The 26,681-nt window shown below is 68.3% G+C and carries 24 protein-coding genes; 13 read left to right on the top strand and 11 right to left on the bottom strand.

Features of this window, described 5'->3' with window-relative positions:
- Position 1 precedes the first annotated feature (1 nt).
- On the top strand, positions 2-1,489 hold the full coding sequence (locus F9288_RS03645) for an aldehyde dehydrogenase (RefSeq protein ID WP_174835312.1): 1,488 nt from the start codon (positions 2-4) through the stop codon (positions 1,487-1,489).
- 15 nt (positions 1,490-1,504) lie between these two features.
- On the opposite strand, the gene F9288_RS03640 is transcribed toward F9288_RS03645, so the two are convergent.
- The 3 genes from F9288_RS03640 to F9288_RS03630 are packed head-to-tail and all read right to left on the bottom strand — an operon-like array spanning position 1,505 to position 4,660.
- Positions 1,505-2,260 carry a TetR/AcrR family transcriptional regulator gene (locus tag F9288_RS03640; RefSeq protein WP_174835311.1) on the bottom strand — a complete coding sequence of 252 codons (756 nt, stop codon included), beginning with the start codon at positions 2,258-2,260 and terminating at the stop codon, positions 1,505-1,507.
- A 60-nt stretch (positions 2,261-2,320) separates the two neighbouring features.
- A complete protein-coding gene (locus F9288_RS03635; RefSeq protein WP_174835310.1) occupies positions 2,321-3,445 on the bottom strand; it encodes an acyl-CoA dehydrogenase family protein in 1,125 nt (374 codons plus the stop codon).
- 12 nt (positions 3,446-3,457) lie between these two features.
- Positions 3,458-4,660: an acyl-CoA dehydrogenase family protein gene (locus F9288_RS03630; protein ID WP_254621064.1), complete on the bottom strand. Its 1,203-nt coding sequence runs from the start codon at positions 4,658-4,660 to the stop codon at positions 3,458-3,460.
- A gap of 187 nt (positions 4,661-4,847) precedes the next feature.
- Between F9288_RS03630 and F9288_RS03625 the strand changes: the two genes are divergently transcribed.
- Complete coding sequence (locus F9288_RS03625; protein WP_254621063.1) at positions 4,848-5,738, top strand: enoyl-CoA hydratase; 891 nt, start codon at positions 4,848-4,850, stop codon at positions 5,736-5,738.
- Positions 5,739-5,748: 10 nt separating this feature from the next.
- Here F9288_RS03625 and F9288_RS03620 read toward each other — a convergent pair whose 3' ends face one another.
- The gene (locus F9288_RS03620) at positions 5,749-6,408 is read right to left on the bottom strand and encodes a TetR/AcrR family transcriptional regulator (RefSeq protein WP_174835307.1); all 660 of its coding nucleotides are present in this window, start codon (positions 6,406-6,408) and stop codon (positions 5,749-5,751) included.
- A 49-nt stretch (positions 6,409-6,457) separates the two neighbouring features.
- On the opposite strand from F9288_RS03620, the gene F9288_RS03615 reads away from it, so the two are divergent.
- Entirely contained in the window at positions 6,458-7,822 is a 1,365-nt protein-coding gene (locus tag F9288_RS03615) for an MFS transporter (RefSeq protein WP_254621062.1), read from the top strand.
- On the opposite strand, the gene F9288_RS03610 is transcribed toward F9288_RS03615, so the two are convergent.
- Positions 7,804-8,484: a TetR/AcrR family transcriptional regulator gene (locus tag F9288_RS03610; RefSeq protein ID WP_174835306.1), complete on the bottom strand. Its 681-nt coding sequence runs from the start codon at positions 8,482-8,484 to the stop codon at positions 7,804-7,806. The genes F9288_RS03615 and F9288_RS03610 overlap by 19 nt on opposite strands.
- Before the next feature lie 156 nt (positions 8,485-8,640).
- Here F9288_RS03610 and F9288_RS03605 point away from each other — a divergent pair, with 156 nt between their 5' ends.
- The 4 genes from F9288_RS03605 to F9288_RS03590 all read left to right on the top strand — a co-directional run bounded on the left by F9288_RS03605 (position 8,641) and on the right by F9288_RS03590 (position 16,642).
- Positions 8,641-11,019: a CoA transferase gene (locus F9288_RS03605; RefSeq protein ID WP_174835305.1), complete on the top strand. Its 2,379-nt coding sequence runs from the start codon at positions 8,641-8,643 to the stop codon at positions 11,017-11,019.
- A gap of 37 nt (positions 11,020-11,056) precedes the next feature.
- A complete protein-coding gene (locus F9288_RS03600; RefSeq protein ID WP_174835304.1) occupies positions 11,057-12,058 on the top strand; it encodes an LLM class flavin-dependent oxidoreductase in 1,002 nt (333 codons plus the stop codon).
- Positions 12,055-13,566, top strand: a complete 1,512-nt coding sequence (locus F9288_RS03595; protein ID WP_174835303.1) for a carboxylesterase/lipase family protein — start codon at positions 12,055-12,057, stop codon at positions 13,564-13,566. The genes F9288_RS03600 and F9288_RS03595 overlap by 4 nt, the downstream gene beginning before the upstream one ends.
- A 106-nt stretch (positions 13,567-13,672) precedes the next feature.
- Positions 13,673-16,642 (top strand): TonB-dependent receptor, encoded by a 2,970-nt coding sequence (locus F9288_RS03590; RefSeq protein ID WP_174835302.1) that lies wholly within the window; start codon positions 13,673-13,675, stop codon positions 16,640-16,642.
- Positions 16,643-16,806: 164 nt separating this feature from the next.
- On the opposite strand, the gene F9288_RS03585 is transcribed toward F9288_RS03590, so the two are convergent.
- On the bottom strand, positions 16,807-17,004 hold the full coding sequence (locus tag F9288_RS03585) for a ferredoxin (protein WP_174835301.1): 198 nt from the start codon (positions 17,002-17,004) through the stop codon (positions 16,807-16,809).
- A 25-nt stretch (positions 17,005-17,029) separates the two neighbouring features.
- Entirely contained in the window at positions 17,030-18,253 is a 1,224-nt protein-coding gene (locus F9288_RS03580) for a cytochrome P450 (RefSeq protein ID WP_174835300.1), read from the bottom strand.
- Between the two features lie 178 nt (positions 18,254-18,431).
- Between F9288_RS03580 and F9288_RS03575 the strand changes: the two genes are divergently transcribed.
- From F9288_RS03575 to F9288_RS03560, 4 genes are read left to right on the top strand one after another with little or no spacing between them, the layout of a single operon-like run.
- A complete protein-coding gene (locus F9288_RS03575) occupies positions 18,432-18,869 on the top strand; it encodes a Zn-ribbon domain-containing OB-fold protein (RefSeq protein WP_217482583.1) in 438 nt (145 codons plus the stop codon).
- Complete coding sequence (locus F9288_RS03570) at positions 18,869-20,062, top strand: hypothetical protein (RefSeq protein ID WP_174835299.1); 1,194 nt, start codon at positions 18,869-18,871, stop codon at positions 20,060-20,062. The genes F9288_RS03575 and F9288_RS03570 overlap by 1 nt, the downstream gene beginning before the upstream one ends.
- Before the next feature lie 3 nt (positions 20,063-20,065).
- The gene (locus tag F9288_RS03565; protein WP_174835298.1) at positions 20,066-20,617 is read left to right on the top strand and encodes a nuclear transport factor 2 family protein; all 552 of its coding nucleotides are present in this window, start codon (positions 20,066-20,068) and stop codon (positions 20,615-20,617) included.
- On the top strand, positions 20,614-21,369 hold the full coding sequence (locus tag F9288_RS03560) for an SDR family oxidoreductase (protein ID WP_174835297.1): 756 nt from the start codon (positions 20,614-20,616) through the stop codon (positions 21,367-21,369). Before F9288_RS03565 ends, F9288_RS03560 begins: the two co-directional genes overlap by 4 nt.
- Positions 21,370-21,378: 9 nt before the next feature.
- On the opposite strand, the gene rlmN is transcribed toward F9288_RS03560, so the two are convergent.
- The 3 genes from rlmN to F9288_RS03545 all read right to left on the bottom strand — a co-directional run bounded on the left by rlmN (position 21,379) and on the right by F9288_RS03545 (position 23,746).
- Positions 21,379-22,563: a 23S rRNA (adenine(2503)-C(2))-methyltransferase RlmN gene (gene rlmN / locus F9288_RS03555; RefSeq protein WP_174838826.1), complete on the bottom strand. Its 1,185-nt coding sequence runs from the start codon at positions 22,561-22,563 to the stop codon at positions 21,379-21,381.
- A 71-nt stretch (positions 22,564-22,634) separates the two neighbouring features.
- Entirely contained in the window at positions 22,635-23,108 is a 474-nt protein-coding gene (locus F9288_RS03550) for a hypothetical protein (protein WP_174835296.1), read from the bottom strand.
- Entirely contained in the window at positions 23,105-23,746 is a 642-nt protein-coding gene (locus F9288_RS03545; protein WP_174835295.1) for a histidine phosphatase family protein, read from the bottom strand. The genes F9288_RS03550 and F9288_RS03545 overlap by 4 nt, the downstream gene beginning before the upstream one ends.
- A gap of 225 nt (positions 23,747-23,971) precedes the next feature.
- Here F9288_RS03545 and F9288_RS03540 point away from each other — a divergent pair, with 225 nt between their 5' ends.
- Together F9288_RS03540 and dnaN are read left to right on the top strand one after the other, a co-directional pair.
- Positions 23,972-24,592 (top strand): outer membrane protein, encoded by a 621-nt coding sequence (locus F9288_RS03540; protein ID WP_174835294.1) that lies wholly within the window; start codon positions 23,972-23,974, stop codon positions 24,590-24,592.
- Between the two features lie 120 nt (positions 24,593-24,712).
- Positions 24,713-25,828 (top strand): DNA polymerase III subunit beta, encoded by a 1,116-nt coding sequence (gene dnaN, locus F9288_RS03535; protein ID WP_174835293.1) that lies wholly within the window; start codon positions 24,713-24,715, stop codon positions 25,826-25,828.
- Positions 25,829-25,831: 3 nt separating this feature from the next.
- On the opposite strand, the gene F9288_RS03530 is transcribed toward dnaN, so the two are convergent.
- Positions 25,832-26,626 carry an enoyl-CoA hydratase/isomerase family protein gene (locus tag F9288_RS03530; RefSeq protein WP_254621061.1) on the bottom strand — a complete coding sequence of 265 codons (795 nt, stop codon included), beginning with the start codon at positions 26,624-26,626 and terminating at the stop codon, positions 25,832-25,834.
- Positions 26,627-26,681 lie beyond the last annotated feature (55 nt).

Genomic DNA, 26,681 nt, shown 5'->3' with positions numbered 1-26,681 from the left:
GATGAATGACTTTTCCGCCGCACTACCCCCGCAATTCGATGCCGGCCGCAACCTGCTGCTGATCGACGGCAAGAAGGTCGAGCCGTCGGGCGGCCAGTGGTTCGACGCGATCGATCCGTGCACCGGCAAGGCGATCGCACAGATCGCGGAGGGCGACGCGCGGGATATCGACCGCGCCGTCGCCAGCGCGCGCGCCGCATTCGAGGGGCCGTGGAGCAGGTTCAAGGCCGCCGACCGCCAGCTTGTCCTGCTCAGGCTCGCCGACCTGATCGAGCGCGAGTTCGACGATCTCGCGCTGGCCGACACGCTGGAGATGGGGCGGCCGATCACCCCGTCGAAGGCGATCCGCTCGATCATCGTCCGCGCGCTGCGCCACTTCGCCGGCCTCGCCACGGCGATCCACGGCTATACGCTGGAGAATTCCGCACCGGTCGAGCTGATGAGCATGACGCTCAAGGAGCCGGTCGGGGTGGTCGGCGTCATCATCCCGTGGAACGGGCCGATCTTCTCCGCGGTGTGGAAATGCGCGCCGGCGCTGGCGGCGGGCTGCACGATCGTGCTCAAGCCCTCGGAACGCGGCTCGCTGACCCCGTTGCGCTTCGCCGAACTGTGCCTGGAGGCGGGGATTCCGCCGGGCGTGGTCAATGTCATGACTGGCCACGGCGGCGCGGGCGCGGCGCTCTCCGCGCATCCCGACGTCGACAAGATCAGCTTCACCGGCTCGTGCGGCACGGGGCAGAAGATCATCGCCGCCAGCGCCGCCACGGTGAAGAAGGTGACGATGGAGCTGGGCGGCAAATCGCCCAACATCATCTTCGCCGACGCCAATCTCGATCTCGCCGTGCCGATGGCGGCTAGCGCGATCTTCAACAACAGCGGGCAGGTGTGCAGCGCCGGATCGCGCATCTTCGTCGAGCGCGCGATCCACGACGAATTCGTCGCGCGGCTTGCCGAGGTCGGGCGGCACTATGTCATCGGCCATTCGCTCGATCCGGCGACGCAGGTCGGCCCGATCGTGTCGGACGTGCAGTTCGAGCGGGTGTGCGGCTATCTCGATCTCGCGCCGCGCGAGGGGGCGAGCATCCTGCTCGGCGGATCGGCGCTGGACGAGGGCGATCTCGCCCGCGGCTTCTATGTCGCGCCGACCGTGCTGGGCAACGTCCACGATGACATGCGCGTCGCGCGCGAGGAGATTTTCGGGCCGGTCGGCTGCGTCATGCCGTTCGATACGATGGAGGAGGTCATCGCCCGCGCCAACGCCACGCAGTTCGGGTTGGCCGGCGCGGTGTGGACCCGCGACATCTCGCGCGCGATGACGGTGGCGCGGCGGGTGCGCGCGGGCACGATCTGGATCAACCATTATCACACGATGGACCCCGGCGTGCCGTTCGGCGGCTACAAGATGAGCGGCAGCGGTCGCGAGGGCGGCTTCGACCATGTCGAAAGCTATCTCGAGACCAAGGGGGTGTGGGTCAGGACCGACGCCTGATCGGAGCGCGCCCCTTCAGCCCTTCTTCTTCCTCATCCCGGCGAAATGCTCCTTCATCAACGGATGCTGGTCGAGCGTGTTCAGCGCGTCGACGATCTCCTTGCGCGCCGCCCCGCGCGTCGCGCCCGCCATCACCGTCAGGAAGCCGCGCACCACCTCCACCACCATGTTCTCGTCGGGAATCTCGCCCTCCGTCCAGGCGTGGGCGGTGGCGTAGCGATAGCGCACCAGCATCGAGGTGAGATCGTCGGGATCGACCCATGGCTGGAGCTGCCGCTTCGCCGCCAGCCGGCGTATCCACGGCTCGTGCGAATGGGCGGCGATGTCGTGGATCGCCTGGCGGATCTCCGGGTCCACCTCGGCGAGATGATAGATGTTCATCAGCGCGCGGGTGTAGTTGCGGATTTCCAGGTTGCGGCGCGCGACGATGACGAGGCGCTCGAGCATCCAGTCGAGCGTGGCGTCCTCTTTGGAATAATGGATCTTGCGCTCGTAAGCCTCCATATATTTGCTGATCGCGGAGGCGACGAGATGCTCCTTGCTCTGGAACGCGTTGTAGAGCGTGCGCTTGGCGACGTTCGCGCGCTTCGCCACGTCGTCCATGCTGAGATTGGTCAGCCCGACCTCGCCGATCATCCGGCGCGTCTCGTCGAGGATGCGGTGGCGGCGGGCGACGATCGAGGGGCTGGAATAGCCGGCGGATCGCGCATTGCCCGCGCTGGCCGCGGCGGCTTCCTGTCCGGTTCCCGCGATGTCGTCCTGATCCAGCATCGGCCTTAAGTGTCATGGTTCAGGGACAAGGCCAACCGGAATCTGCACCATCGTGATAGATCAGAATCCGGATAGCCGCGCATAGCGGTCGCGATGGAAGGCGGCGTTGCCCCATGTCATGTCCGCCGCCTGCGCGCGCTTGAGGTAGAGGCCGGCGTCATGCTCGTCGGTCATGCCGATGCCGCCGTGCATCTGGACCATCTCCTGCGCGACCTTGCGCAGCGTCCGGCCGGCCAGCGCCTTGGCGAGCGAGGCGAGGCGCGCCTCGTCGGCGTCGCCCGCATCGATCGCGGCGAGCGCGGCGCGCACCGCCGAGCGGGTCAGCTCCAGCTCGGCGAGCAGCTCGGCGGCGCGGTGCTGGAGCGCCTGGAACGCGCCGATCGGCTTGTCGAACTGCACGCGGGTGCGCAGATAGTCGATCGTCGCGTCGAACGCGGCCTGCGCGCTGCCGAGCATCTCGGCGGCGAGCACCGCGCGGCCCCGGTCGAGCGCGCGGTCGAGCACGGCGGCCGCCTTGCCCTCCGCCCCGATCAGCGCCTCGGCACCGAGCCGGCAGCCGGCGAAGGTGACTAGCGCCGCACCACGGCTGTCGATCTGGCGCAGTGCGGCGCGGCTCACCCCCGGCCCGTCGGCCGGGCAGAGGAACAGCGACAGGCCGCCCGGCGTGCGCGTGGCGACGATAAAGGCGTCGGCGGCCGTCCCGTCGAACACCGGGCGCTTGACGCCGTCGAGCACCCAATCCGCGCCCTCGCATCGCGCGTCGAACGCGAGGCGGGTGGGGTCGTGGCGCGGCCCCTCATCCAGCGCGAGCGCGACCACCGCATCGCCGGCGATGATGCGCGGCAGCCACGCCGCCTTCTGCTCCGCGCTGCCGGCCATGACGAGGATAGCGCCCGCGACCACGGCGGAGCCGATCAGCGGCGAGGCGACCAACGTCCGGCCGAGCTGCTCCGCGATCAGGCCGGCGGCGGCGAAGCCCATGCCGAAGCCGCCCTCCGCCTCCGGGATCGTAACGCCGGTCCAGCCCATCTCCGCCATCTCGGCATAGAGCGCCGGATCATGGCCAGTCGCGGCGAGCGCTTCCTTGCGCAGCGCGCGCAGCGCCGTGGTCGGCGCGCGCTCCGCCGCCCAGCCGGCGGCGGCGTCGCGGATCATCGTCTGCTCTTCGGTGAGGGCCAGGGTCATGGGGATATCCGCTCAGTCCGAAGGCAGGCCAAGCTCGTGCCGGGCCGTGATGTTGTTCTGGATCTCGTGGCTGCCGCCGTAGATCGAATAGCATTTGGAATGGAGCCACTGGCTCGTCAGCTCCAGCTCCTCGGCGCTGTAGCCGTCGCCCGCCCAGCCCAGGCTGTTCAGGCCGACCAGCTCGACCGCCAGCTCGCCGCGCTGCTGGCCCATCGCCGCGCCGATATTCTTGAGCGTGGAGACCGGCGTGGTCGGCTTCGTCCCCGCCTCACCCTCGTCGCGCCGCCGCTCCAGCGTCAGGCGATAGGCGTGATCGGTCATCAGATGCTCGGCCAGCCGCCCGCGCAGGTCGCCGTCGGCGAGCCGCCCGTCGGCGTCCGTCTCCTGATAGCGGCGCGCGATCGGGACGAGATCGAGCACATGCGCCTTTGCCCCGCGCAGCCGCGACAGGCCGGTGCGCTCGTGCTGGAGCAGGCGCTTGCCGATCGTCCAGCCGCCGTTGACCTCCCCGACCAGATTCTCCTTCGGCACGCGCACGTCGGAGAAGAACACCTCGCAAAAATGCGAGATGCCGTTGATCAACTCGATCGGGCGCACGTCGATCCCCGGCGTCTCCATGTCGACCAGCAGGAAGCTGATCCCGCGATGCTTGACCGAGGTGTCGGTGCGGGCGAGCAGGAAGCACCAGTCCGAATGATGGGCATAGGAGGTCCAGATCTTCTGCCCGTTGAGCAGCCAGTGATCGCCGCGATCCTCGCAGCGCAGCCGCAGCGAGGCGAGGTCGGAGCCGGCGCCCGGTTCCGAGAAGCCCTGGCACCATTGCATCTCGCTGCGCGCGATCGGCGGCAGGTGGCGGCGCTTCTGCTCCTTGTTGCCGAATTCGAGCAGGGTGGGGCCGAGCATCATCAGCCCCATGCTCATGATCGGCTGGAACGCGCCGATCCGCTCCATCTCCCCGGCGATGACGTCGGCCTGCTCATCGCTCAGCCCGGCGCCGCCATATTCGACCGGCCAGGTCGGCACGCCCCAGCCCTTGCCGGCGATGGCGGCCTTCCATCGGGCGTGGTCCTCCGGCGGGCCGTGCAATTCGTCATGTCCGCTGAGCAGCGCGGGGTGGCCCTTCAGGCTTGGCGGGAAATTGGCGCCCAGCCACGCGCGCACCTCACGGCGGAAATCGTCGACGGCTTCGGCATCAGGGGCGGCGGAGGTGCTCACGGATTCTCCCGATTGATCCTGGCCGGCGATGATGCACGGGGCGTTCCGCCAAGTCAATCTTAATTCTGCACGCAAGGATAGAATTGACGTGTCCGGCGGCTTGTGGAATTTTGCATCTTTGTGTAACGATGAGGCTGCCCCGCGCACAGGGCGAAACAGGTTGAGAGCGATTTTCATGGAAAACAGCGTGGCGAATGCGGCCCTCGCGGCCGGCGAGGCGGGCGACGTCCCGACCTATATCACCTATGAGCGGCGCGAGGGCGTGGCGTGGATCATGCTCAACCGGCCGGATTACGCCAACAGCCAGAACTACCGCCTGCTCGGCCAGCTTGACGAGGCGTTCCGTCGCGCGGTGGAGGACGATGCGGTCAAGGTCATCGTGCTGGGCGGCAACGGCAAGCATTTCTCCGCCGGGCACGATCTCGGCACCCCGGAATACGACCGGCTGATGCCGCGCGAGCGCAAGCTCTTGTGGTACGATCACCTCGGGCTGGAGGGCGCGGAGGCGCAATATGCGCTGGAGCAGGACGTCTATCTCGGCTTCTGCCGCCGCTGGCAGGAAATCCCCAAGCCGATGATCGCGATGGTGCAGGGCGCCTGCGTCGCCGGCGGGCTGATGCTGGCCTGGGTGTGCGACATGATCGTCGCCTCCGACGACGCCTTCTTCCAGGACCCGGTGGTGCGGATGGGCTTCCCCGGCGTCGAATATTTCGCTCACGCCTTCGAGCTGCCGCCGCGTATCGCCCGCGAGCTGCTGATGCTGGGCGAACGGATGCCGGCGTCGCGCGCGCATCAGTTCGGCATGGTCAACCGCATCTTCCCGCGCGCCGAGCTGGCGGCGGAGGTGGAGAAGATCGCGCTGGAGATCGCGCAGCGCCCGCGCTTCGGCCTCGCGCTGTGCAAGCAGGCAATCAACCATGTCGAGGAGGCGCGCGGCAAGCGCACGACGATGGACGCGGTGTTCCACATGCACCATCTGGCCCATGCGCATAACCAGATCGTCACCGGCTCGCTCGCCGGCGGGTTCGACGGCAAGAGCATGGCCAGCGCCAACAAGCAGCAGGCCGGCAAGGCCTGATCCGGTGGCGCTACTCGCCCGCCCCGGTCGCCGCGAAGCCCGGCGCTTCGAGCATGGCGGCGGCGGTGTGGGTGAGGTGGCGCAGCGTGCTCTCGCTCGGCCAGGTCGCGTGCGCGCGGCTGGTGTCGGACAGGCGGGTCTGCCGCAACGCGAGGATCTGCGCGATATAGGCGCCGACGAACACCAGCCGCTGATTGGCCTGCGCGGCCGGCATCGGCGGCATCAGCCGGCGCAGATGGGCGAGGCAGCGCTGATAGCCGCCGTTCCACCGCTCGCCGACCGCCTCGTCGAACAATGTCCGGCGCGTCATGCCGAGCACCGCGATGAAACGCAGGTAGCATTCCTCCTCGTCCGGCCCGAACACCGCCAGCGAGGGATAGATGATCGTGTCGATCACCTCGCTGATGGTGAACGGCCCGCCGGCCGCCTCGATCAGGTCGAGCCGCGCGTTGCGGCGCTGGTCGATGATCCGCGCGCCGTCGGCGACGATCGCCCGGATCAGCGCGTCCTTGCCGCCGAAATGATAGCTGACCGCGCCGTGGTTGAGCTGCCCCGCCGCGCGCGCGATTTCGCGCACCGTCACCCCGTCGGTCCCGCGCTCGGCGAACAGCCGCATCGCGGCGTGCTTCAGCGCGGCGGTGGCGGACGATTCGATCGGGGACTGCTGCATCGCCCCGGATTTATCCGATCGATTTAACGAAAAGTCACGAAGGATGAGGATGACGACCGCAACCGAAGTCGCGACCGGAATGCTGGAAGACGCGCCGGGCGAAGCGACGCAGCGCCCCTCGCTGGCGACGGCGTGGTGGATGGTGGGCGCGCTGTTCCTGATCTACGTCTTCGCGTGGCTCGACCGGCTCACCGTGTCGATGCTGGTGCCGCCGATCAAGCAGCAGATGGCGCTGACCGATTTCCAGATGAGCCTGATCCTCGGGCCGGCCTTCGCGCTTTCCTATGCGCTGTTCGCCATCCCGCTCGGCTGGGCGGCCGATCGCTTCCCGCGGCGCATCGTGATCTTCTGCGGCGTCGGCATCTGGGCGCTGGCGACGCTGGCGTGCGGGTTCGCCGCGACCTTCGGCGAGCTGCTGGCGGCGCGGGTGGTCGTCGGGATCGGCGAGGCGGCGCTGCTGCCGGCGGCCTATTCGATGATCGGCGACGCCTTCCCGCGCGACAAGGTGACGGTCGCCACCTCGGTATTCCAGGCGGCGGGCAAGACCGGCTCGGCCGCCGCCTTCGGCCTCGGCGGGTTCGCGATCGCCTTCGCGAAATCGCTCGACCATATCGACTGGCCGTTCCACGGCCCGGCGCATTACTGGCAGATCACCTTCGCGCTGATCGGCATCCCCGGCTTCCTGCTGATGTTCCTCGCGCTCAGCTTTCCCGAGCCGCCGCGCCGTGACGCGGGCAAGCGGGAAACGGTCGCCGCCGGCACGCTCCGCGCCTTCCTGAAGCAACATGCCGTGCTGCTCGGTGCGGCGACCTTCGCTTTCTCCTGCCTCGCGGTGGTCGGCTATTCGCTGACCTCTTGGGTGCCCGCCTATATGGACCGGCATTTCGGCTGGGAGCCGGCGCGCTACGGCGTGGCGCTGTCGGCGATGAACATCTTCGGCGCGCTGGCGCTGGTGGTGTGCGGGCGGGTGGTCGACCGGCTTTTCGCGCGCGGGATGCGCGACGCGCATCTGCGTTTCTACACCTGGACGATCGTCGCGCTGTCGCCCGCGATCATCTACGCCTTCCTCGCGACCAATCCTTACGTGTTCCTCGCCTGCTACGCGCTGATCCAGCTCATCACCGTTCCGTTCATTGTCTATGGCTCGGCGATCATCGCGCTGCTCGCCCCCGCTGGACTGCGCGGGCAGTTGCTCGGCATGTTGATGTTCGTGTTCAACATCGTCGGCTTCGGCGCCGGGCCGGCGATCGTCGGGGCGATCACCACCTACGTCTTCCATAACGAGGCGATGGTCGGGCAGTCGCTGGCGATCGTGGTGATCGGCGGCGCGTCGCTGGCGCTGGTCGCGATGCGCGCGGTGCTGCCGCACCTCGACGCCGCGATCGCCGCGCGGGATCAGATCGACGCGATATAGGCCTCCGCACCCCCGGCGGTGATCCGGCGGATCGTCGTCTCGGTCCGCGCGCGTGTCTCCTCGCGGGCGGAGCCGGCAAGCTCGGTGAGCACCGCCAGCGCCATGCGGTCGATCATCGCGTCGTCCGCGATGCGCCCCTGCAGCCAGGCGTTGGCGATCAGGATCGTCTGCCCCACCATCATCTCGGCGAGCGCGGCCGGATCGACCCACGGCTGCAACTGGCCCGCCGCCGCCAGCGCGTCGATCGTCGCCTGATGCGGGCGGGAGGAGACGTCGTGCATCGTCCGCCACAGTTCCGGCGAGCGCCCGTAATAGATGGTGATGAGCGCCGCGACGTAATTGCGGATCGTCAGGTTGCGGTGGCCGATCGCGACGATGCGCTCGATCAGCCGGTCGATGCTGCCGGGCGCGGCGCGATACGGGATGACGCGCTCATATTCCTCGAAATAATCGAGGATCGCGGCGGCGATGACATCCTCCTTGCCGCCGAAGGCGTAATAGAAGGTCTGCCGCGAGACGTCGGCGCGCGCGGCCAGCTCGGCGAGGCTCCACCCCTCGATGCCCTTCTCGGAAACCAGTGCCCGCGCCTGTGCGAGGATGCGCTTGCGGCGCTCCAGCATCGCGGGGCTGGCATAGCCTTCCGGTTCCTGCGGCTTGCTCACGGCGCGTCTCCCTCCCCTTGTCGCCGATCATGCACCAGGTTTTCGCGGATGCAAAATTTTTTACCGCTGTCTAAAATTAGTTGAATCTTTTTTCACATCAGTGCAGATTTCGATTCGACGGGCCGATCGACTGCGGCACGCGCTTGGGAGAGAATTATGTCCGGACCGCTCGCGCACCTGCGCGTCGTCGAAGCCTCCACCGTCATGCCCGGCGCGATGGCCGCCATGCTGCTGGCCGATCACGGCGCGGACGTGGTGAAGGTCGAGCCGCTCGGCGGCACCTTCTTCGCCCATGACCTGACGCGCAAGGGGTGGGATCGCGGCAAGCGCAGCGTCGAGTTCGATATCGCGGCCGAGCCGGAGAAGCTGCGCGGCCTGCTGAAGGGCGCCGATATCATCATCCATTCGCTGTCCGACGCGGAGGCCGGCGCGCTCGGCCTCGACGCGGCCAGCCTCGAGCGCGATTTCCCCTCGCTCGTGTCGTGCGCGCTCACCGCCTACAGCCGGAACACGCCGCTGGCGGGCCGGCCCTATGGCGAATCGCTCGCCGCCGCGCGGCTCGGCACGATGGTCGACAAGGGCAGCTCGCACCGGCCGGGGCCGATGTATCTCGGCCACCCCGCGCTGCATTACGGGCAGGCGTTCCTCGCGACGATCTCGGCGCTCGCCGCCGTGCGCGCGCGCCGCTCGATCGGCACGGGGCAGGAGGTGGAGGCCTCGTTGCTCGACGCCTTCCTCGCGCAAAGCCCGATGAACCACTGGTGGCAGGAAGACGGCATCTCTTACATCAAGAAGGGCGATTCGGGCGCGCTCGACCGCTTCGGCAACGTCCGCCTCGTCACCGGCATGTTCGAGTGCGGTGACGGCAAGTTCCTTCAGGTCCACACCGGCTCGGGCGGCTTCAAGCCGGCGTTTGACATCCTCGGCTTCGGCGATCGCATCCAGGCGGTGAAGGGGCCGGAGATGGCGGTGCCGCTGACGGAGGACGAATATCAGATCGCGCGCGTCGAGATATTCGACGCGTTCAGGAAGAAATCGCGCGCCGAGTGGATCGAATTGTTCCAGGCGGCCGACGTCGCCGCGCTGCCGGTGCTGGAGCCGGGCGAGATCCTGCTCGACGAGCAGGTCGAGTTCGCGAAGATGCGCATCGCGCTGCCGGACAAGGATTTCGGCACGATCCACCAGGCCGCCCCGGCGATCCGCTTCGCCGACACGCCCTGTGCCACGCCGAAGCCCGCGCCGGAGATCGGGGCGGACAATGACGCGCTGGCGGACCTGTCGCGGCGCACGGCGCCCACGTTCCCGAAGGTGCGCGACATCGACCGCCCGCTGGAGGGGGTGCGCGTGGTGGATTTCTCCTCCTTCTTCGCGGTCGGCTTCGGCGGCCGCCTGCTCAACGATCTCGGCGCGGACGTCATCAAGGTCGAGACGCCGGGCGGCGACCAGATGCGCCCGCTGCCCGACGTGTTCGACGCGGCCAATCGCGGCAAGCGCGACGTGGTGCTCGATCTCAAGACGCCCGAAGGGCTGGAGGCCGCGCGCCGGCTGGTCGCCACCGCCGATGTCGTCACCCACAACCTGCGCCCCGGCAAGGCCGACAAGCTCGGCATCGGCTTCGAGGCGCTGAAGGCGATCAACCCGAAGCTGATCTACCTCTACCTGCCCGGCTATGGATCGAGGGGGCCGAAGTCGCTGCTCAAGAGCTTCGCGCCGCTGGTCAGCGGCTGGGTCGGCCTGCTCTACGAGACGGGCGGGAAGGGCAACACGCCCAACCGCTCGGCGTTCGGCAACGAGGATTACAACAACGGCTTCCTCGCCGCCGTTGCGGTGATGATGGCGCTGGAGAACCGCGACCAGAAGGGCGGCGCGGCGGAATATGTCGAATGCCCGCAGCTCCATTCGAGCCTGTGGACCACCTCCGAGCATTTCCTCGATGCCGACATGAAGCCGGTCTATGGCCTGCGTGCCGATGCCGAGCAGCAGGGGTTCAACGCGCTCGACCGCATCTATCGCACCAAGGACGGCTGGGTCTGCGTCTCGTGCCGCGCCGACGATCGCTTCGCCGCGCTGGCCCGCGCGATCGGCCGGCCCGATCTCGTCGAGCGCTATCCGACGGTGCGCGACCGCGACGGTGCCGATGCCGAGCTGAGGGCGCTGCTCGACGGCTGGTTCGCCGCGCGCGGCAAGGAGGAGGCGTTCGCGACGCTCGACGCGGCCGGCGCCCCGGCCGAGATCGTCTGCGAGACGCTGTGGATCGACGACGCCTTGTGGTTCGACTGGCTGCTCGACAGCAACCGGGTGATCGAGAATTTCCAGTCGATGTACGGCCATGTCCGCGAATACGGGCTGTTCAACCAGCTCTCCAGGACGCCCGGCCGCGCCGCCGGCCCCGCGCCGCGCCTTGGCGAGCATACCCGCGCGCTGCTCGCCGAGGTCGGTTACGGCGATGCCGAGATCGACGACCTGCTCGCCCGCCGCATCGCGATCCAGCCCGCCGACGTCACCGGCCGCATCGCCTCCAAGGTCAACGCCTGAGGCGTTCGCGCCCAGGGCCATAGCGAAAGCCACCGCCATGCAGCTCAATCTGCGCTACGACATGAACAGCCCCAGGTTCGGGACGCCGCATCCCGCGCTTTACCGCACCGCGATCGAGCAGGCGGCATGGGCCGACAAGCTCGGCTTCACGCAGGTCTTCCTCGCCGAGCATCACGGCGCGGAGGACGGCTATTGCCCGTCCTCGATGGTGCAGGCCGCGTCGATCTTCGCGGTGACGGAGAAGATCAACGTCCACCTTTCCGCGCTGGTCGTCACGATGCACGATCCGCTGCGGCTGGCCGAGGACCTCGCGGTGCTCGACAATATCTCGAACGGGCGCATCTGGCTCACCGCCGGCATGGGCTATCGCCCGCACGAGTTCGAGATGTTCGGCAAGGACATCACCAAGCGGCTCGGGCTGATGAACAAGGCGCTCGACACGCTGAAGAAGGCGTGGGGCGGCGAGCCGTTCGACTATGACGGGCGCACCGTCCGCGTTACCCCGCCGGGGGTGCAGCCGGGCGGGCCGAAGATCTACATGGGCGGATCGACCGAGAAATCGGCGCTGCGCGCGGCCAAGGGCGGCTATCAATATTTCCCCGGCCATCCCGGCCTGTGGGACATCTATGCCGAGGAGCGCGCGAAGCTGGGCTTTCCGCCGCCCGAGCCGCTGGTCAAGTCGATCGCCAGCTTCCTCTACATCACCGACGATCCCGATCGCGACTGGCCGCGCATCGCGCCGCACGTCGCTTATGCCACCAACACCTATGCGCAATGGGCGACCGAGCGCGGCACCGGCGACACGCTCTACAAGGCGGCCGAGACGGTCGAGGCGTTGAAGGCGATGCCCAACATCAAGGTGCTGACGCCGGACCAGTGCTTCGACTGGCTCAAGACCCAGCCGGCCAATGCCGGGATCAACTTCCACGCCTTGCTCGGCGGGCTGGACCCCGATCTGTCCTGGGCCAGCCTGCGCCTGTTCGAGAAGGAGGTGCTGCCGCGCCTGATCGACGCGAAGATGGTGGACCTCAACCAATGAGGCGGGCGCGGCGGGCGATCGGGCTGCTCGCCGCGGCGGTGCTGCTCGCCGCGAACGCCGGCCCGGTCGTCACCACCGACACCGGGCGGGTGCGCGGCGTGGCGCTGGAGCAAGGCGCGGCGTGGCGCGGCATCCCTTATGCGCTGCCGCCGGTGGGCGCGCTGCGCTGGCGCGAGGCGCTGCCCGTTCGTCCGTGGAAGGGCATCCGCGACGCGACGCGCTTCGGCTTCGATTGCCCGCAGAAGCCGGAGGGCAACCGGCCGGCCCATGCGCAGAGCGAGGATTGCCTGACGCTCAGCATCATAACGCCGGATCGCGCGGCGAAGCGGCTGCCGGTGCTGTTCTCGATCCACGGCGGGGCCTATGCCTTCGGCTCGGGGCGCTACATGGTGGAAGCCGGGCTGTCGCCGCTGGTGCGCGGCGGGGTGATCCTCGTCTCGCCCAATTATCGCGTCGGCCGCTTCGGCTTCTTCGCGCATCCCGCGCTCGTCGCGGAGGCGGGGCGCGGGACCGGCAATTTCTGGCTCTCCGACCAGCTCCGCGCGCTGGAATGGACGCGGCGCAACATCGCGCGGTTCGGCGGCGATCCCGACAATATCACCATCCTCGGCTGCTCCGCCGGCGGATCGAGCGTCAACGCGTTGTTGGCATCGCCAGCGGCGCGCGGGCTGTTCGCGCGGGCGAGCGCGCATTCCGGCGGCGGCTTCTTCAACGCCACCCGCCCGCTCGACCGCGCCGAGGCGGAGGGCGTGGCCTTCGCGGCGCGCGCGGGCGTCACCGACACGGGCGCGGCCGGGCTGGCAGCGCTGCGCCGGCTGAGCATCGCGCAGGTGCTCGCCGCCGATCCGGGGCCGCCGGCGTTCGGCGCGATCGTCGACGGGCGATTGGTTCCCGACGCGATCTCGGCGATCTTCGCGCGCGGCGAGCAGGCGCCGGTGCCGTTCATCGCCGGATCGACCAGCAACGAGGCGAGCGTGTTCGGGCTGATGGGCTTCGACGCGCCGACGCTCAAGCGGCTGTTCGGGATCGACCTCGACTCGTGGCGTCCGATCTACGAAGCCGATGGCCCGTTGAGCGAGGCGGAACTGATCCGCCGCGTGCAGACTGATTTCATCTTCACCTCCGCCGCGCTCGGCATGGCGGGGCTGGCGGCGCGCCGCGCGCCGGCTTGGAGCTATCATTTCGATTTCGTGCCGCCGGCCGAGCGAGCGAGCGTGCCCGGCGCGCCGCATTGCGCCGACATGCCCTATCTGTTCGGCGTCGCGCCGGAGGACGATCCGCGCACCGCCGCGATGGCGCGGGAATGGCGCGGCATGTGGCTGAATTTCCTGCGTTCCGGCGATCCGAACGGCGCGGGGCCGGTGATCTGGCCGCGCACCGCGCCCGGCTCGCACGAGACATTGCTGGTGCGCGACCGGATGAGCGTGACGCAGGGCATCAGGCCGGCGGCGATGGCGGCATGGTACGATCGCTGGCGGCGCGAGACGGGGCTGGCGGTCCAGCCTTAATTTTGCATTGACACGCAAGATTCATCGCCGTACCAATTTTGCATTCAAGTCCACTTTTGACGCCGGTTAAAAATCAACCGCCGGCGCTGCTTTGGGGAGGTAGGATATGAGAGTTCGTGCCATTGCCGCGCTCATGGCGACCAGCGCGCTGACGTTCGCCGTGCCCGCCGTCGCCGAGACGGCGCCCGCTCCGGCCGCCGCGCAGGGCCAGGCGGCTCAGGACCAGTCCGCTCCGGCGCAGACCACGCCCGACGTCGTCGTCACCGGCACGCGCATCGTGCGCGATGGCTATACCGCGCCGACGCCGGTCACCGTGGCGACCACCGACGACCTGCTCAAGTCGACGCCGTCGGGCGTACCGGACGCGCTCAACAAGCTGCCGCAATTCGCCAACTCGCTCAGCCCGAGCAAGGCCGCGTCGAACTTCTCGAACCTGCCGATCCACGGCAACATCCTCAACCTGCGCGGCCTCGGCACCACCGGCGCCAATCCGAAGGGGCCGCTGCGCACGCTGATCCTGTTCGACGGCCTGCGCGTCTCGCCGACCGAATATGTCGGCACGATCGACACCAACGTGCTGCCGGAACTGCTGATGCAGCGCGTCGACGTCGTCACCGGCGGCGCGTCGGCGGCCTGGGGATCGGACGCGGTGGCGGGCGTCGTCAACTTCGTGCTCGACAAGAATTTCAACGGGTTGAGCGGCGTGGCGCAGGCCGGCGTGGCGCAGCGCGGCTATGCCGCCAGCCAGCGCATCGGCATTGCCGGAGGCACCGGCTTCGCGGGCGGTCGCGGCCATATCGAGTTCAGCGCCGAATACAACAACAACGACGGGATGAAGCGCGCCGATCGCGATTTCTCGAACAAGGGTTATAACTATGTCGGCTCGGTCGTCGGCGGCGGCACGCCGGGCACGGCGACCAATCCCTATACGATCGGCACCGACGTGCGCATCTCCGCGCTGACCAGCAACGCGCGGATCACGAGCGCCAGCTCCCTCACCAATCCGTTGATCGGGCAGGTGGTCAACCCGGACGGCACCACCCGGCCGTTCAACACCGGCACGGCGGTCGGCACCACCGGTTTCCAGTCTGGCGGCGACGGCTATGGCATCACGCAGCAGAATGCCGCGATCATCCCCGGCAAGACCTACAACACGTTCGGCCGCCTGTCCTATGACGTGTCCGATGGCATCAACGCCTATGTCCAGGGCCTGTTCAGCCGTAGCGACTATGTCTATCCGACACAGACCAACGCGCTCGTGCCGCCCAGCGAGGCGGTCAATCTCTACAGTGGCAACCCGTATCTCTCGCCCGCGATGCAGGCCACGTTGGCGGGGCCGAACGATTATCTCACCGTCGGCTCCTATGACGCCGGCCAGCCGCAGCCGCTGGCGCGGGAGCGCACCGACTATTGGATGGCGACCGCCGGGCTCGACGGCCATTTCGGCGATTTCAAATGGTCGCTGAACTACACCCACGGCCAGTCGGTGCACCATATGGCCACCTCCGGACTGTACGATAACAAGAAGCTCTTCGCCGCGACCGACGTGGTGATGGCGAACGGCGTGCCGACCTGCCGCGTGCTGACCGATCCGACGGTGGCGGCGCAATATGCCGGCTGCCAGCCGCTCAACCTGCTCGCCGGCAATCCGGCGGCGGCGACCCCGGCGGGCTATGCCTATGCCACCGGCACCTCGCGCTACGACGCGACGATCAAGCAGGATTCGGTCACCGCCAGCATCTCCGGCAGCCTGTTCAACCTGCCGGCCGGGCCGGTCGACCTCGCCGCCGGCGTCGAATGGCGCAACCAGTCGCTCGATCTCACCAGCAACGCCGATCCGGCCGATCTGGACACCGCGGCCAAGCGCAGCGCCTATTTCGCGGGGCTGCGCGGCGTGCCGGCCGGCGCATTGTTCTACTGGCTGACCAACGTCGGCCAGGGCCACGGCAGCTATAACGTGAAGGAGGGCTTCGCCGAGCTGGCGGTGCCGATCCTCAAGGATGCGCCGCTGTTCCAGGAGCTGAGCCTCAACGGCGCGGTCCGTGTGACCGATTATTCGACTTCGGGCACGGTCACCACCTGGAAGGCTGGCGGCACATGGAAGCTGGTGCAGGATTTCCTGCTGCGCGCTACCTATTCGCGTGACATCCGAGCGCCCAATTTGTTCGAGCTGTACAGCGGCGCACAATCGGCGATCGGCATCATCAACGACAAGCAGAACGCCGCCGGCACGATCGGCTCCGGTATCAACCAGAACGTCTCGTCGGTCACGTCCGGCAATCTGGGCCTGAAGCCGGAGAAGGCCAAGACGCTGACGATCGGCGCCGTGCTGACGCCGCGCTTCCTGCCGGGCTTCAGCATGTCGGTCGACTATTATTCGATCAAGGTCGACTCGCTGATCGATCAGCTTTCGGCGCAGCAGATCGTCGACAATTGCACCAACAGCGGCGGCACCGGTCCGGAGTGCGCGCTCATTACGCGCAGTTCGCCTACTGCCTTCCCGACGTTGATCCGTATCGCGCCGGCGAACATCGCCTTCCTGAAGACCGCCGGCATCGACTTCGACGCCACCTATCGCACCAGTCTGGGCAATGGCGGGCTCGCGTTGCGGCTCTACGCCAACTACCTCGACAAGTTCGATACCCAGCAATATGCCGGCGCGCCGACGCTGCATTACGCGGGCGTCAACGTGGTCGGCTCCAACCCGGCGGGCTATCCGCGCTGGCGCGGCTCGCTGACCGCCGATTACAGCACCGACCGTTTCGGCCTGACGATATCGGAGCAGATGGTCGGCTCGATGCGGCTCGACATTCCGGGCGCGCTGCCGAACGGCGCCCGCGTCAGCTTCGTCGACGATCATGTCGGCGCGGTATTCTACACCGACCTCACGCTGCGCGCGAAGGTCGATATCGGGGAGGGCAAGCACTTCGAGCCGTTCCTGACGATCAACAACCTGTTCGACAAGGACCCGCCGCTGATCCCCGGCACCGTGCCGGGCGTCAACCTGCCGACCAATATCGCGGTGTACGATTTCGTCGGCCGCGCCTTCACGGCGGGCGTGCGCTTCAAGTTCTGACGCCGCTTTCCCCGAGGGGGCGAAAAGGGAGGGCGGAGCCGCCACGGTGGCTCCGCCCTTCCGTCGTCGTGGCGGAAGGGCGAACGGGATTCCGCCGGCCACACGCACGAAAAAGCCGGCGGAAGCGCGCTCCCGCCGGCCCAGGTGGGGATTTCCGTCCCGGCCTATTCCTCGAGCGTCAGCGCGCGTTCCGGGCAGGCGCGCACGCCGCGCCGCGCCTTGAGCTGCTTGTCGGGATCGTCCGGCACGTCGATCACCTGCGTCGGGAGATAGCCTTCGTCGTTGAGGTCGAACATCTCGGGGTCCTGCGCCCAGCAGCGGGCGTTGCCCTGGCATTTGGCGCCATCCACGATCACGCGCATCGTCTTTTCCTCTCGCTTTGCCGCGTCAGTCCCACGCCAGCACCAGATCCTCGACCCCGAACACGAAGCCGCCGTACACGGTCGGCAGATGCCCCTCCTTGAAGCGGAAGGTGGGAATCCGCCCCAGCCATTCCTCCAGCCCGATCACCACCTCGCGCCGCGCGAGGTGCGAGCCGAGGCAGCGGTGCGGGCCATAGGCGAAGGCGACGTGGCGATTGTCCTCGCGCGCGAAGTCGATCTTCTCCGGGTTGGTGAATTCCGCCGGATCGCGGTTCGCGGTCATCGACGGGCAGGCGATGAGGTCGCCCGCCTTGATGAGTACGCCCGCCACCTCCACGTCGCGCGTCGCGCGGCGGATCGGCGTGACGGTCGGGAAGGCGCGCAGCATCTCCTCGGCGGCGAGCAGGATGCGGTTCGGCTCGGCGCGCAGCAGTTCCTGCTCGGCCTGATGCCGCGCGAGATAGAGCAGGTCGAAGCCGATCGCCGCCGCCACCGTGTCCAGCCCGGCGATGAACAGCAGCACGCTCATCGACTTCACTTCATGCTCGGTCATCCGGCGGCCGTCGATCTCGGCTTGCGTGACGAAGGTCATGAAGTCGTCGGCCGGCTCGCGGCGGCGCAGCGCCTGCAGGTCGTCGAGATAGGCGACGACGATCTTCGCCGCCTCGGTCCGTTGTGCCGGTGTGCCGTGCAGCAGGTCGTTGGCCCAGCCGACGAACTCGTGCAGCCGCTCATGGCCGATGCCGAGGAACTGGAGGAAGATGCTGACCGCGAAGGGGAAGGCGAACTCGCTCATCGCCTCGCAGCTCGTGCCCTTCGCCTTGATCCCCTCGATCAGGTCGATCGCGCGCTGGCGGACGATCGGCTCGAGGTTCACCACGCGGCGCGGGGAGAGCAGGGGGTTGAGCAGCGAGCGCCATTTGCCGTGCTCCGGCGGATCGATCTCCAGCGGGATCAGCGGCCAGTTCTCGCCCAGCGCGGACGAGAAGATGTTGCGATTGCTGGAGAAGGTCGCGCCGTCCTGCAGCACGCGGCGCTGGTCCTCGGCGCGCACCACGATCCACGCGCCCTCGCCGTTGCGGGTCATGTTGAGCGAGTAGAAGACCGGCGGCCCGTCGAGCAGCCGAGCGATCGCGGTGTGCGGATCGCCGAGCGGCTGCGGCAGCATCGAGGGGTCGTCCATCAGGTTGAAGCCGCCGACCAGCTCGGGCGGCACATGGCTTGGACGAACGGCGGCGGTCGCTTGCATGGATTGGCCTCATCCTGTCAATTTTGCATTTGAGTGAAAAATACGGGCTAGTGCTGGACCCGTCAACGGCGTTCGTCAAATTTCGGCGCGGCGCTTGCAACCAGCGGCGAATAGAGGCACACAAATGCGTGAAAATTGCACTATGGTGCTATATCCGGCGAGGAAGGAAGGATCAGCGGTGACCGTGGAGAGCGAAGCCGTCCTGCGGCCGTTGCCGCTTGGCGACGAGGTGAGCGAGGCATTCTGGGACGCGGCGAAGGCCGGGCGACTCGATATCCAGCGCTGCCGCGCCTGCCGCCGCTGGAACCACGCGCCGAGCCTCGCCTGCCCGACCTGCGGCAGCGAGGACCTGGGCTATGAGACGGTCTCGGGCAAGGGCAGCCTGTTCACCTGGTGCGTGCTCAAGGAAGCGCCGGCCCCCGGCTTCCGCGACATGCTGCCGCTGATCGTGGCGATCGTCGAGCTGGCGGAACAGCCGCATCTGCTGCTCTCCACCAATATCGTCGGCGCGCGCGAGGAGGAGTTGCGGCTTGGCATGCCGCTGGAAGTGACGTTCGAGCGGGTGACGGAGGATTGCGCGCTGCCGCAATTCCGCCCGGCGCGGGAGGCGGCGTGATGCGGGCGTTCAGGGACAGGATCGCGGTCGCGGGCATCGGCTACAGCCCGCTGACGCGCCGGCCGGAGCGCTCGCTCGCCAGCCTCGCAGCGGAGGCGGTGGACGCGGCGCTGGCCGACGCGGGGCTGGATCGCCGCGCGCTTGACGGCCTCGCCACCTCGCCCTCGATGCCGCGCTACGGCGGGGCGAAGGGCACGGTGGAGGGGATCGACGTCGTCACCCCTTGGGCGCTGGGCGAGCGGCTCGGCATCCACACCCACACGCGCTGGACCGGCTCGACCAACGGCATGGTGACGCAGGCCTTCATGGAAGCGGCGATGGCGATCGCCAGCGGGGTGTGCAGCCATGTGGTCGTCTATCGCGCGCTGCACGTGCCGCCGGGCAGCTACATCAACTATGAGAACAGATATTCGGTCGGGCCGGAGCAATGGCTGGCGCCGTTCGGCTTCAGTGGTCCGCCGTCCTGGGCGGCGAGCGTGGTCAAGCGCTATTTCGAGATGTTCGGCTATTCGCGCGCCGACCTCGCCCGCTACATAGTCGACAACCGCGCCAATACCTGCCGCAATCCCAACGGCTTCTGGCGCGGCAAGCCGCTGGCGGCGGACGATTACCTCAACGCGCGGATGATCGCCGATCCGATGTCGATCCTCGATTGCGACATTCCGGTCGACGGCTGCGCGGCGCTGCTGCTCACCTCGACCGAGCGGGCGCGCGACCTGAAGCGGAAGCCGGCGCTGCTGACCGGCTTCTCCGCCGGCACCCATTCGCCGCCGACCGGCGTGCCGATGACGCTCGACGATATCTGGATCGGGTGCGAGCAGGTCGCGGCGCGGCTATGGGAGGCGACCGGCCTCGGCCCGAGCGATTTCGACACCGCCCAGCTCTACGACGGCTTCGCTCCGTTCGTATATCTGTGGCTGGAGGGGCTGGGGATCGTGCCGCGCGGCGAGGGGCTGGCCTTCCTGCGCGACGGGCATGGTAGCCTCGGCGGCAAGCTGCCGGTCAACACCGGCGGCGGCGCGCTGGGCGAGGGGCGGCTGCATGGCATGACGCAGCTTGCCGAGGCGGTGATCCAGGTCACCGATCGCGGCGGCGAGCGGCAGGTGCCGGGCGCGCGGCGCGCGATCGCGACGATCTCGAACGGGCTGACCAAGGCCACCGCCTTCGCGATCAGCCGCGACGAGGGGCAATAGGCGATGGACGCGGACCTCGGCGAGCGGCTGCGCCGGATCGAGGCGACGCTCGCGGTGACCGCGCTGATCCATGCCGGCGCGCGCGCCAACGACCGCAAGGACATAGCAGGGATGCGGCAATGCTATTGGCCGGAGGCGACGATCGCGCACGGCGGCTATCGCGGGCCGGCCGACGGCTTCATCGACTATGCGCTGCCGATCATCGAGCGCTGCCTCCACGCGGCGCATCATGTCTCGAACGTCTCGGTCGAGGTGCGGGAGGAGCGGGCGCTCGCCGAAAGCTATTATCTCGCGCATCACCGGCGAAACGCGGCGGACGGGCGGGGCGAGGAGGATGCTTTCTTCGAGGGCCGCTACATCGACCTGTGCGAATGTCGCGACGGGGTGTGGAAGATACTGCGCCGCCGGGGCCTTTCCGATTTCTCGACCGTGGTTCCGGCGACCGGAGCCTATGCCGACTGGCCGGCAGGCGCCCATAGCCTGCGCTGGCCGGACGACGATTATTATCGTCTGGTCGGCGAGTTCCGCGACGCGCTCGCCGGAGCGGATGAATGACCGGCCGGCTGGAGGGCAAGGTCGCGATCGTCACCGGCGCGGCGATGGGGCTTGGCGCGGCGATCGCCACCTTGTTCGCGGAGGAGGGGGCGACCGTGCTGCTCACCGACGTCGCGGAGGAAGCGGGGCGGGCAACGGCGGCGCGACTCGCCCGGCCCGGCCTGTTCCTGCGCCACGACGTATCTTCCCCGGAGGATTGGGATATGGTCGGCCGCGCGGCGGTCGAGCAATTCGGGCGGATCGACATAGTGATGAACAACGCCGCGATCCTGATCCCCGGCTCGATCGAGGATGCCGATGTCGCCGACTGGCGGCGCGTTCAGGCGGTGAACGCGGATGGCGTTTTCCTCGGTTGCCGGATGGCGGTGCGGGCGATGAAGCGGAGTGGTGGCGGGTCGATCGTCAACATCGCATCGGTCGGCTCGCATAGCGGCGAGGCCTATGCCGCCGCTTATTGCGCGTCGAAGGGCGCGGTGCGCTCGCTGACCAAGTCGGTCGCCGTCCACTGCCAGAACCAGGGCTATGGTATCCGGTGCAACTCGATCCATCCGGGGACGATCGACACGCCGATGGTGCGCAACCTGCGCGAAGGGCTGGGCCTGCCGCCCGAAAGCCCGGTCGCGGGCGATCCCCGGCAGTTCGCTTATGCCGCGCTCTATCTCGCGTCGGACGAGGCCTTGCTGGTGAACGGCGCCGAACTGCTGGTCGATTCGGCGCGCACCGTCACGCCGCCCGCGCCGCGCGCGAGCTGAGCGGAAGCCTCACCCCAGCGCGGCGAGCTTCTCCTCCGCCAGCCGGTCGAGTTCCGCGCGGCTTTTCCTCTCCGCCGCCGTCTTGAGCTGGCCGCAGGCGGCGTCGATGTCGCGCCCGCGCGGGGTGCGCGTCGGAGCGGAGATGCCGCCCTCGAAGATGATGTTCGAGAACGCCTTGATCCGTTCGGGCGCGGAGCATTCATAGGGCGCGCCGGGCCATGGGTTGAACGGGATCAGGTTCACCTTGGCCGGCAGGCGATATTGCCGGATCAGCCGCACCAGCTCGCGCGCGTCCGCGTCCGAATCGTTCTTGTCCTTCAGCATCACATATTCGAACGTGATGCGCCGCGCGTTGTTCGCGCCGGGATAATCGGCGCACGCCTGAAGCAGCTCCTCGATGCCGTATTTGCGGTTGAGCGGCACGATCTCGTCGCGCACCTCCTTCGTCACGGCATGGAGCGAGACGGCGAGGTTCACCCCGATCTCCTCGCCCGCGCGCGCCATCATCGGCACGACGCCCGAGGTGGAGAGCGTGATCCGCCGCTTCGACAGCGCAAGGCCGTCGCCATCCATCACGAGCCTGAGCGCGTCGCGGACGTTCTCGAAATTATACAGCGGCTCGCCCATCCCCATCATCACGATGTTGGTGAGCATCCGTCCCTCGGGCTGGCTCGGCCATTCGCCGAGCGCGTCGCGCGCCAGCATCACCTGCCCGACGATCTCCCCGGCGGTGAGGTTGCGGACGAGGCGCATCGTGCCGGTGTGGCAGAAGCGGCAGTTGAGCGTGCAGCCGACCTGGCTGGAGACGCACAGAGTGCCCCGATCGGCGTCGGGGATGAACACCATCTCGTAATCCTGCCCGTCGTCCGAGCGGAGCAGCCACTTGCGCGTCCCGTCGGTCGAGACCTGCGCGGTCACCACCTCCGGCCGGCTGATGACGAAGCGCTGCGCCAGCCACGGGCGCAGCGTTTTCGAGATGTCGGTCATCAGCTCGAAATCGGTGACGCCGCGATTGTAAATCCAGTGCCAGAGCTGCTTGGCGCGCAGCTTCGCCTGCTTCGGCTCGAGCTGCGACGTCTCCAGCGCCATGCGCAGGTCATGCTTCGTCAGACCGAGCAGGTCGATTCGCCCGTCGCTGCGCGGCGCGAGGGTGCGCTCCACGGGCACAGGGTCGATGTGCCCCGGAATGGGCATGGGGGCGGCCGAAGCTGTCTGCATGGACGCGCACATAAGCGAAACCGCGCGATTTTTCCAGCCGTCGCGAATCAGCGGCCGGCGCAGCCCAGGGCGGCGGCGTCGATCGCGGTCGCCGCGCCGGACAGCGCATAGGTGTCCGCGAAGGGGCGCCCGCCCGACGCGACGGTGGAGATGCTCATGCTGCGCGCGCCGCGCATCGCCGCGATCACGGCATGGTCGGTCGCGGCGTCGGGCGACCAGGCGGCGGAATCGCGGGCAGAGAGGGTGAAGCGGCGGTCGCCGATCGCCAGCGTCACCGGCGCGCCGGGGCGGACGGCGGCGCTGAGACGGACGAACAGCGCGCCGCGCCGGTCCCTGCCGAAACGGCCGATGACGCTGGCGAACGGCCGCCAGCGCGCGGCGGCGCCCGCGCGCACCGGCGCCGCCATCGCGAAGCAGCGCGCCGGCGCGGCATCGCGGAACGCGCCCCAGCTCTGCCACACGCCGAGCGTCGCGCGCCCGTCGGCGGCGGTGGCGAGCAGCAGGAGCGCGGCGGCGATCACGCCGGGGCGTAGCCCGCGCCGAGATGGACGACCGATTCGCGCCCGCCCTCGATCAGCGTGACGGTGCCCTGCGGATGGCCGGGCAGCACCGGCGCGCCATAGCGGCCGTCCGGCGCGCCGGTCATCACCCCGCGCATCACCCGGCTGGAGATGCCGTGCATGATGACCAGCCGGTCGCCGGCATCTCCGGCGGTGTCGGCGAGCCAGCCCGAGACGCGGCGCGCGATCGCGGGATAATCCTCCCCGTCCGGCGCGGGGCGCAGCAGCCCCTCCGCGTCGATCACCGGCCCGACCTCGCCGATCACGTCGGCGTAATAGCGCCCGCCCCAGCTTCCCATGCCGATCTCGGTGAGGCGCGGGTCGATCCGCGCGTCGTGCCAGTCGAGATCGAGATGCTCGGCGACGATCGCCAGCGTCTGGAGCGCGCGGCCGGTGCTCGACGCCCAGAGCGTCAGCGCGGGTTTCGCGCCGAGCAGGTCGCGCAGCGCGCGGCCCATCTCCTCCGCCTGCGCGAATCCGGCGCGGGTGAGCGGCGTATGCGGCGCGTCCCCCTGCAGGCGGCGGGCGGCGTTGAACACGGTTTCGCCGTGGCGGGCGATGAAATCGCGGCCGAGGCGGCGGATCGGGGGTGCGTCCATGAGCGTGCTCTCTGGACCGCCCGAGGGGCACGGCGCAACGTCTTTCTCCGCCCCCCGCGAGAGCCGCGCGCGATTGGAACAGACCGGGGTGATTTCAACCCCCTGTGTCCCAAAAACAACGGATTTCCGCGTTTATCTGAGGTTCATGCAAAGCGCGCGGAGAAGGCCCAAATAGCCGCCGCGCCCCCAGTTTTCCGGGGACGGTTTAGTGAATGGAGTTTGTTTATGCGTAAGCTCGTTATCGCCACCGCGGCCGCTGCGATGGGCGCCGCCCTCGCCACTCCCGCGCTGGCGCAGAGCCAGGCCCCGTTCTCGGGCCCGCGTGTCGAGGTCCTCGCCGGCTGGGATCACCTGAATTCCCATGACGGCGACAGCGATGGCCGCGACGGTTTCACCTATGGCGGCGCGGTCGGCTATGACGCGCGCATCGGCGGCAACGCCGTGCTCGGCGTCGAGGGCGAGATCGACGGCGCGACCACCAAGGCGCGCGCCTATGACGTCGTCAACGCCAACGACAGCTTCCGCCTGAAGGCGGGCCGCGACATCTATGTCGGCGGCCGTCTCGGCTATGTCGTGTCGCCGCAGGCGATGATCTACGCCAAGGCCGGCTACACCAACGCCCGTTTCAACGCGCGTTACTTCGACGGCACCTCGACCGTCTATGAGGACGGCCGCAACCTCGACGGCTATCGTCTGGGCGCGGGCGTGGAATACAACCTGACGCCGACCGCCTATATCAAGGGCGAGTATCGCTACTCGCACTATGGCCACATGAACGGCATCGACAATTACGATCCGAACGTCGATCGCCATCAGATCATGGCTGGCGTGGGCATGCGCTTCTGATCGCTGGCGGAGCCTATCCACCGAAAAGAAGGGCCGGGGCGCTTGCTCCGGCCCTTTTTCATTGGCTAGGGTGGATTGAACTGTCCCCCGGCCTCTGCCGGCGGGCTGGGGGATGATAGAATGAAGGCGACGATCGAACGCGCGACGCTCCTCAAGGGGCTTAGCCATGTGCAATCCGTGGTGGAGCGCAGGAACACCATCCCGATCCTGTCCAACGTCCTGATCGAGGCGACGGCGGAAGGCGCGCTCAAGCTGATGGCCACCGACCTCGACCTCCAGATCAACGAGAGCGTGCCGGCGGCGGTTGACCAGCCCGGCGCGACCACCGTTTCCGCGCACACATTGTTCGACATCGCGCGCAAGCTGCCGGAGGGCGCGCAGGTCTCGCTCTCCGCCGCCGAGGGGCGGATGACGATCGTGGCGGGCCGCGCGCGCTTCTCGCTCGGCACGCTGCCGCGCGACGATTTCCCGGTGATCGCGGAAGGCGAGCTGCCGACGCAGTTCGAGATGCCGGCCGAGGCGCTCAAGCAGATCATCGACAAGACGCGATTCGCCATCTCCACCGAGGAGACGCGCTATTATCTCAACGGCATCTTCCTGCACGTCGCCGACGAGGGCGCGCAGCCGGTGCTGAAGGCGGCGGCGACTGACGGCCACCGCCTCGCCCGCGTGACGATGCCGCGTCCCGATGGCGCGGAGGGGATGCCGGACGTGATCGTGCCGCGCAAATGCGTGGCGGAGCTGCGCAAGCTGCTCGACGAGGTGGACGGCTCGGTTGGCGTGTCGCTCTCCGCGACCAAGATCCGCTTCGATCTCGGGCAGGCGATCCTCACCTCCAAGCTGATCGACGGCACCTTCCCGGATTATTCGCGCGTCATCCCGACCGGCAACGACAAGATCCTCAAGATCGACCCCAAGAGCTTCATGGAGGGTGTCGATCGCGTCTCGACCATCGCGACGGAAAAGACCCGCGCGGTGAAGGTCGGGCTGGATCGCGACAAGGTGACGCTCTCCGTCACCAGCCCGGAGAACGGCACGGCGGCGGAGGAAGTGCCGGGCGAATATGTCTCGGCCCCGTTCGAGATCGGCTTCAACAGCCGCTATCTGCTCGACATCCTCGGTCAGATCGACGGCGACATGGTGGAGGTCCACCTCGCCGACGCCGCCGCGCCGACGCTGATCCGCGAGAATGACAAGGCGCCCGCGCTCTACGTGCTGATGCCGATGCGGGTCTGAGGTCTATCCCTTCCGGCCGTATTCCGGCCGGCGTTTCTCGAAGAAGGCGGCGATCGCTTCCTCGAAATCGGGGCCGGAGGCGCAGAGCATCTGGTTGCGGTCCTCCATCGCCACCGCCGCCTCCAGGCTCGGCGCGTCGATCGCCATGCGCAGGCATTCCTTGGTGAGCCTGAGGCCCAGCGGCGCGGTGGTCAGCATCGATTCGATCAGCGGCGCGGCGGCCTCCTCCATCCGGTCGTCGGGCGCCACGCGGCTGACGAGGCCGGTCGCCAGCGCGCGATCGGCGGTGATGAAATCGCCGGTCAGCATGAACTCCGCCGCGACGCTCGCCCCGACCAGCCGGGGGAGGAAATAGCTCACCCCGATATCGCACGCGGACAGGCCGATGCGGATGAAGGCGGCGTTCATCCGCGCCGATTCGCCGGCGATGCGGATGTCGCTCGCCAGCGCCATCGCGAAGCCGCCGCCGCACGCCGGGCCGTGGACGAGGCTGACGATCGGTTGCGGGCAATAGCGCATCTTCATCACGATCTCCGCGATGCTGCGCTGGTGGGCGAGCCGGTCGATCGTGTCGCGCCGCCTGCCGCCCGCCGCCGTCAGGTCCAGCCCCGCGCAATAGCCGCGCCCGGCGCCCTTCAGCACCACCACGCGGCAATCGCGATCGGTGGCGAGGCCGCCGAAATAGCCGGAAAGCTCCGCGATCATCGTGTCGTCCAGCGTGTTGAGCCGGTCCGGCCGGTTCAGCGTCACCCGATCGACCTCGCCCTGCCGCTCGACGATCAGCGTTTCATAGCCCACGCGCCTTCTCCCACGATCTGTTGACGCGCACCTCAACATAACTGATGTTATCCCG

Source organism: Sphingomonas sp. CL5.1, from assembly GCF_013344685.1.
In the GTDB taxonomy this organism is placed as follows: domain Bacteria; phylum Pseudomonadota; class Alphaproteobacteria; order Sphingomonadales; family Sphingomonadaceae; genus Sphingomonas.
This window is presented reverse-complemented; position numbering and strand designations above follow the sequence as displayed.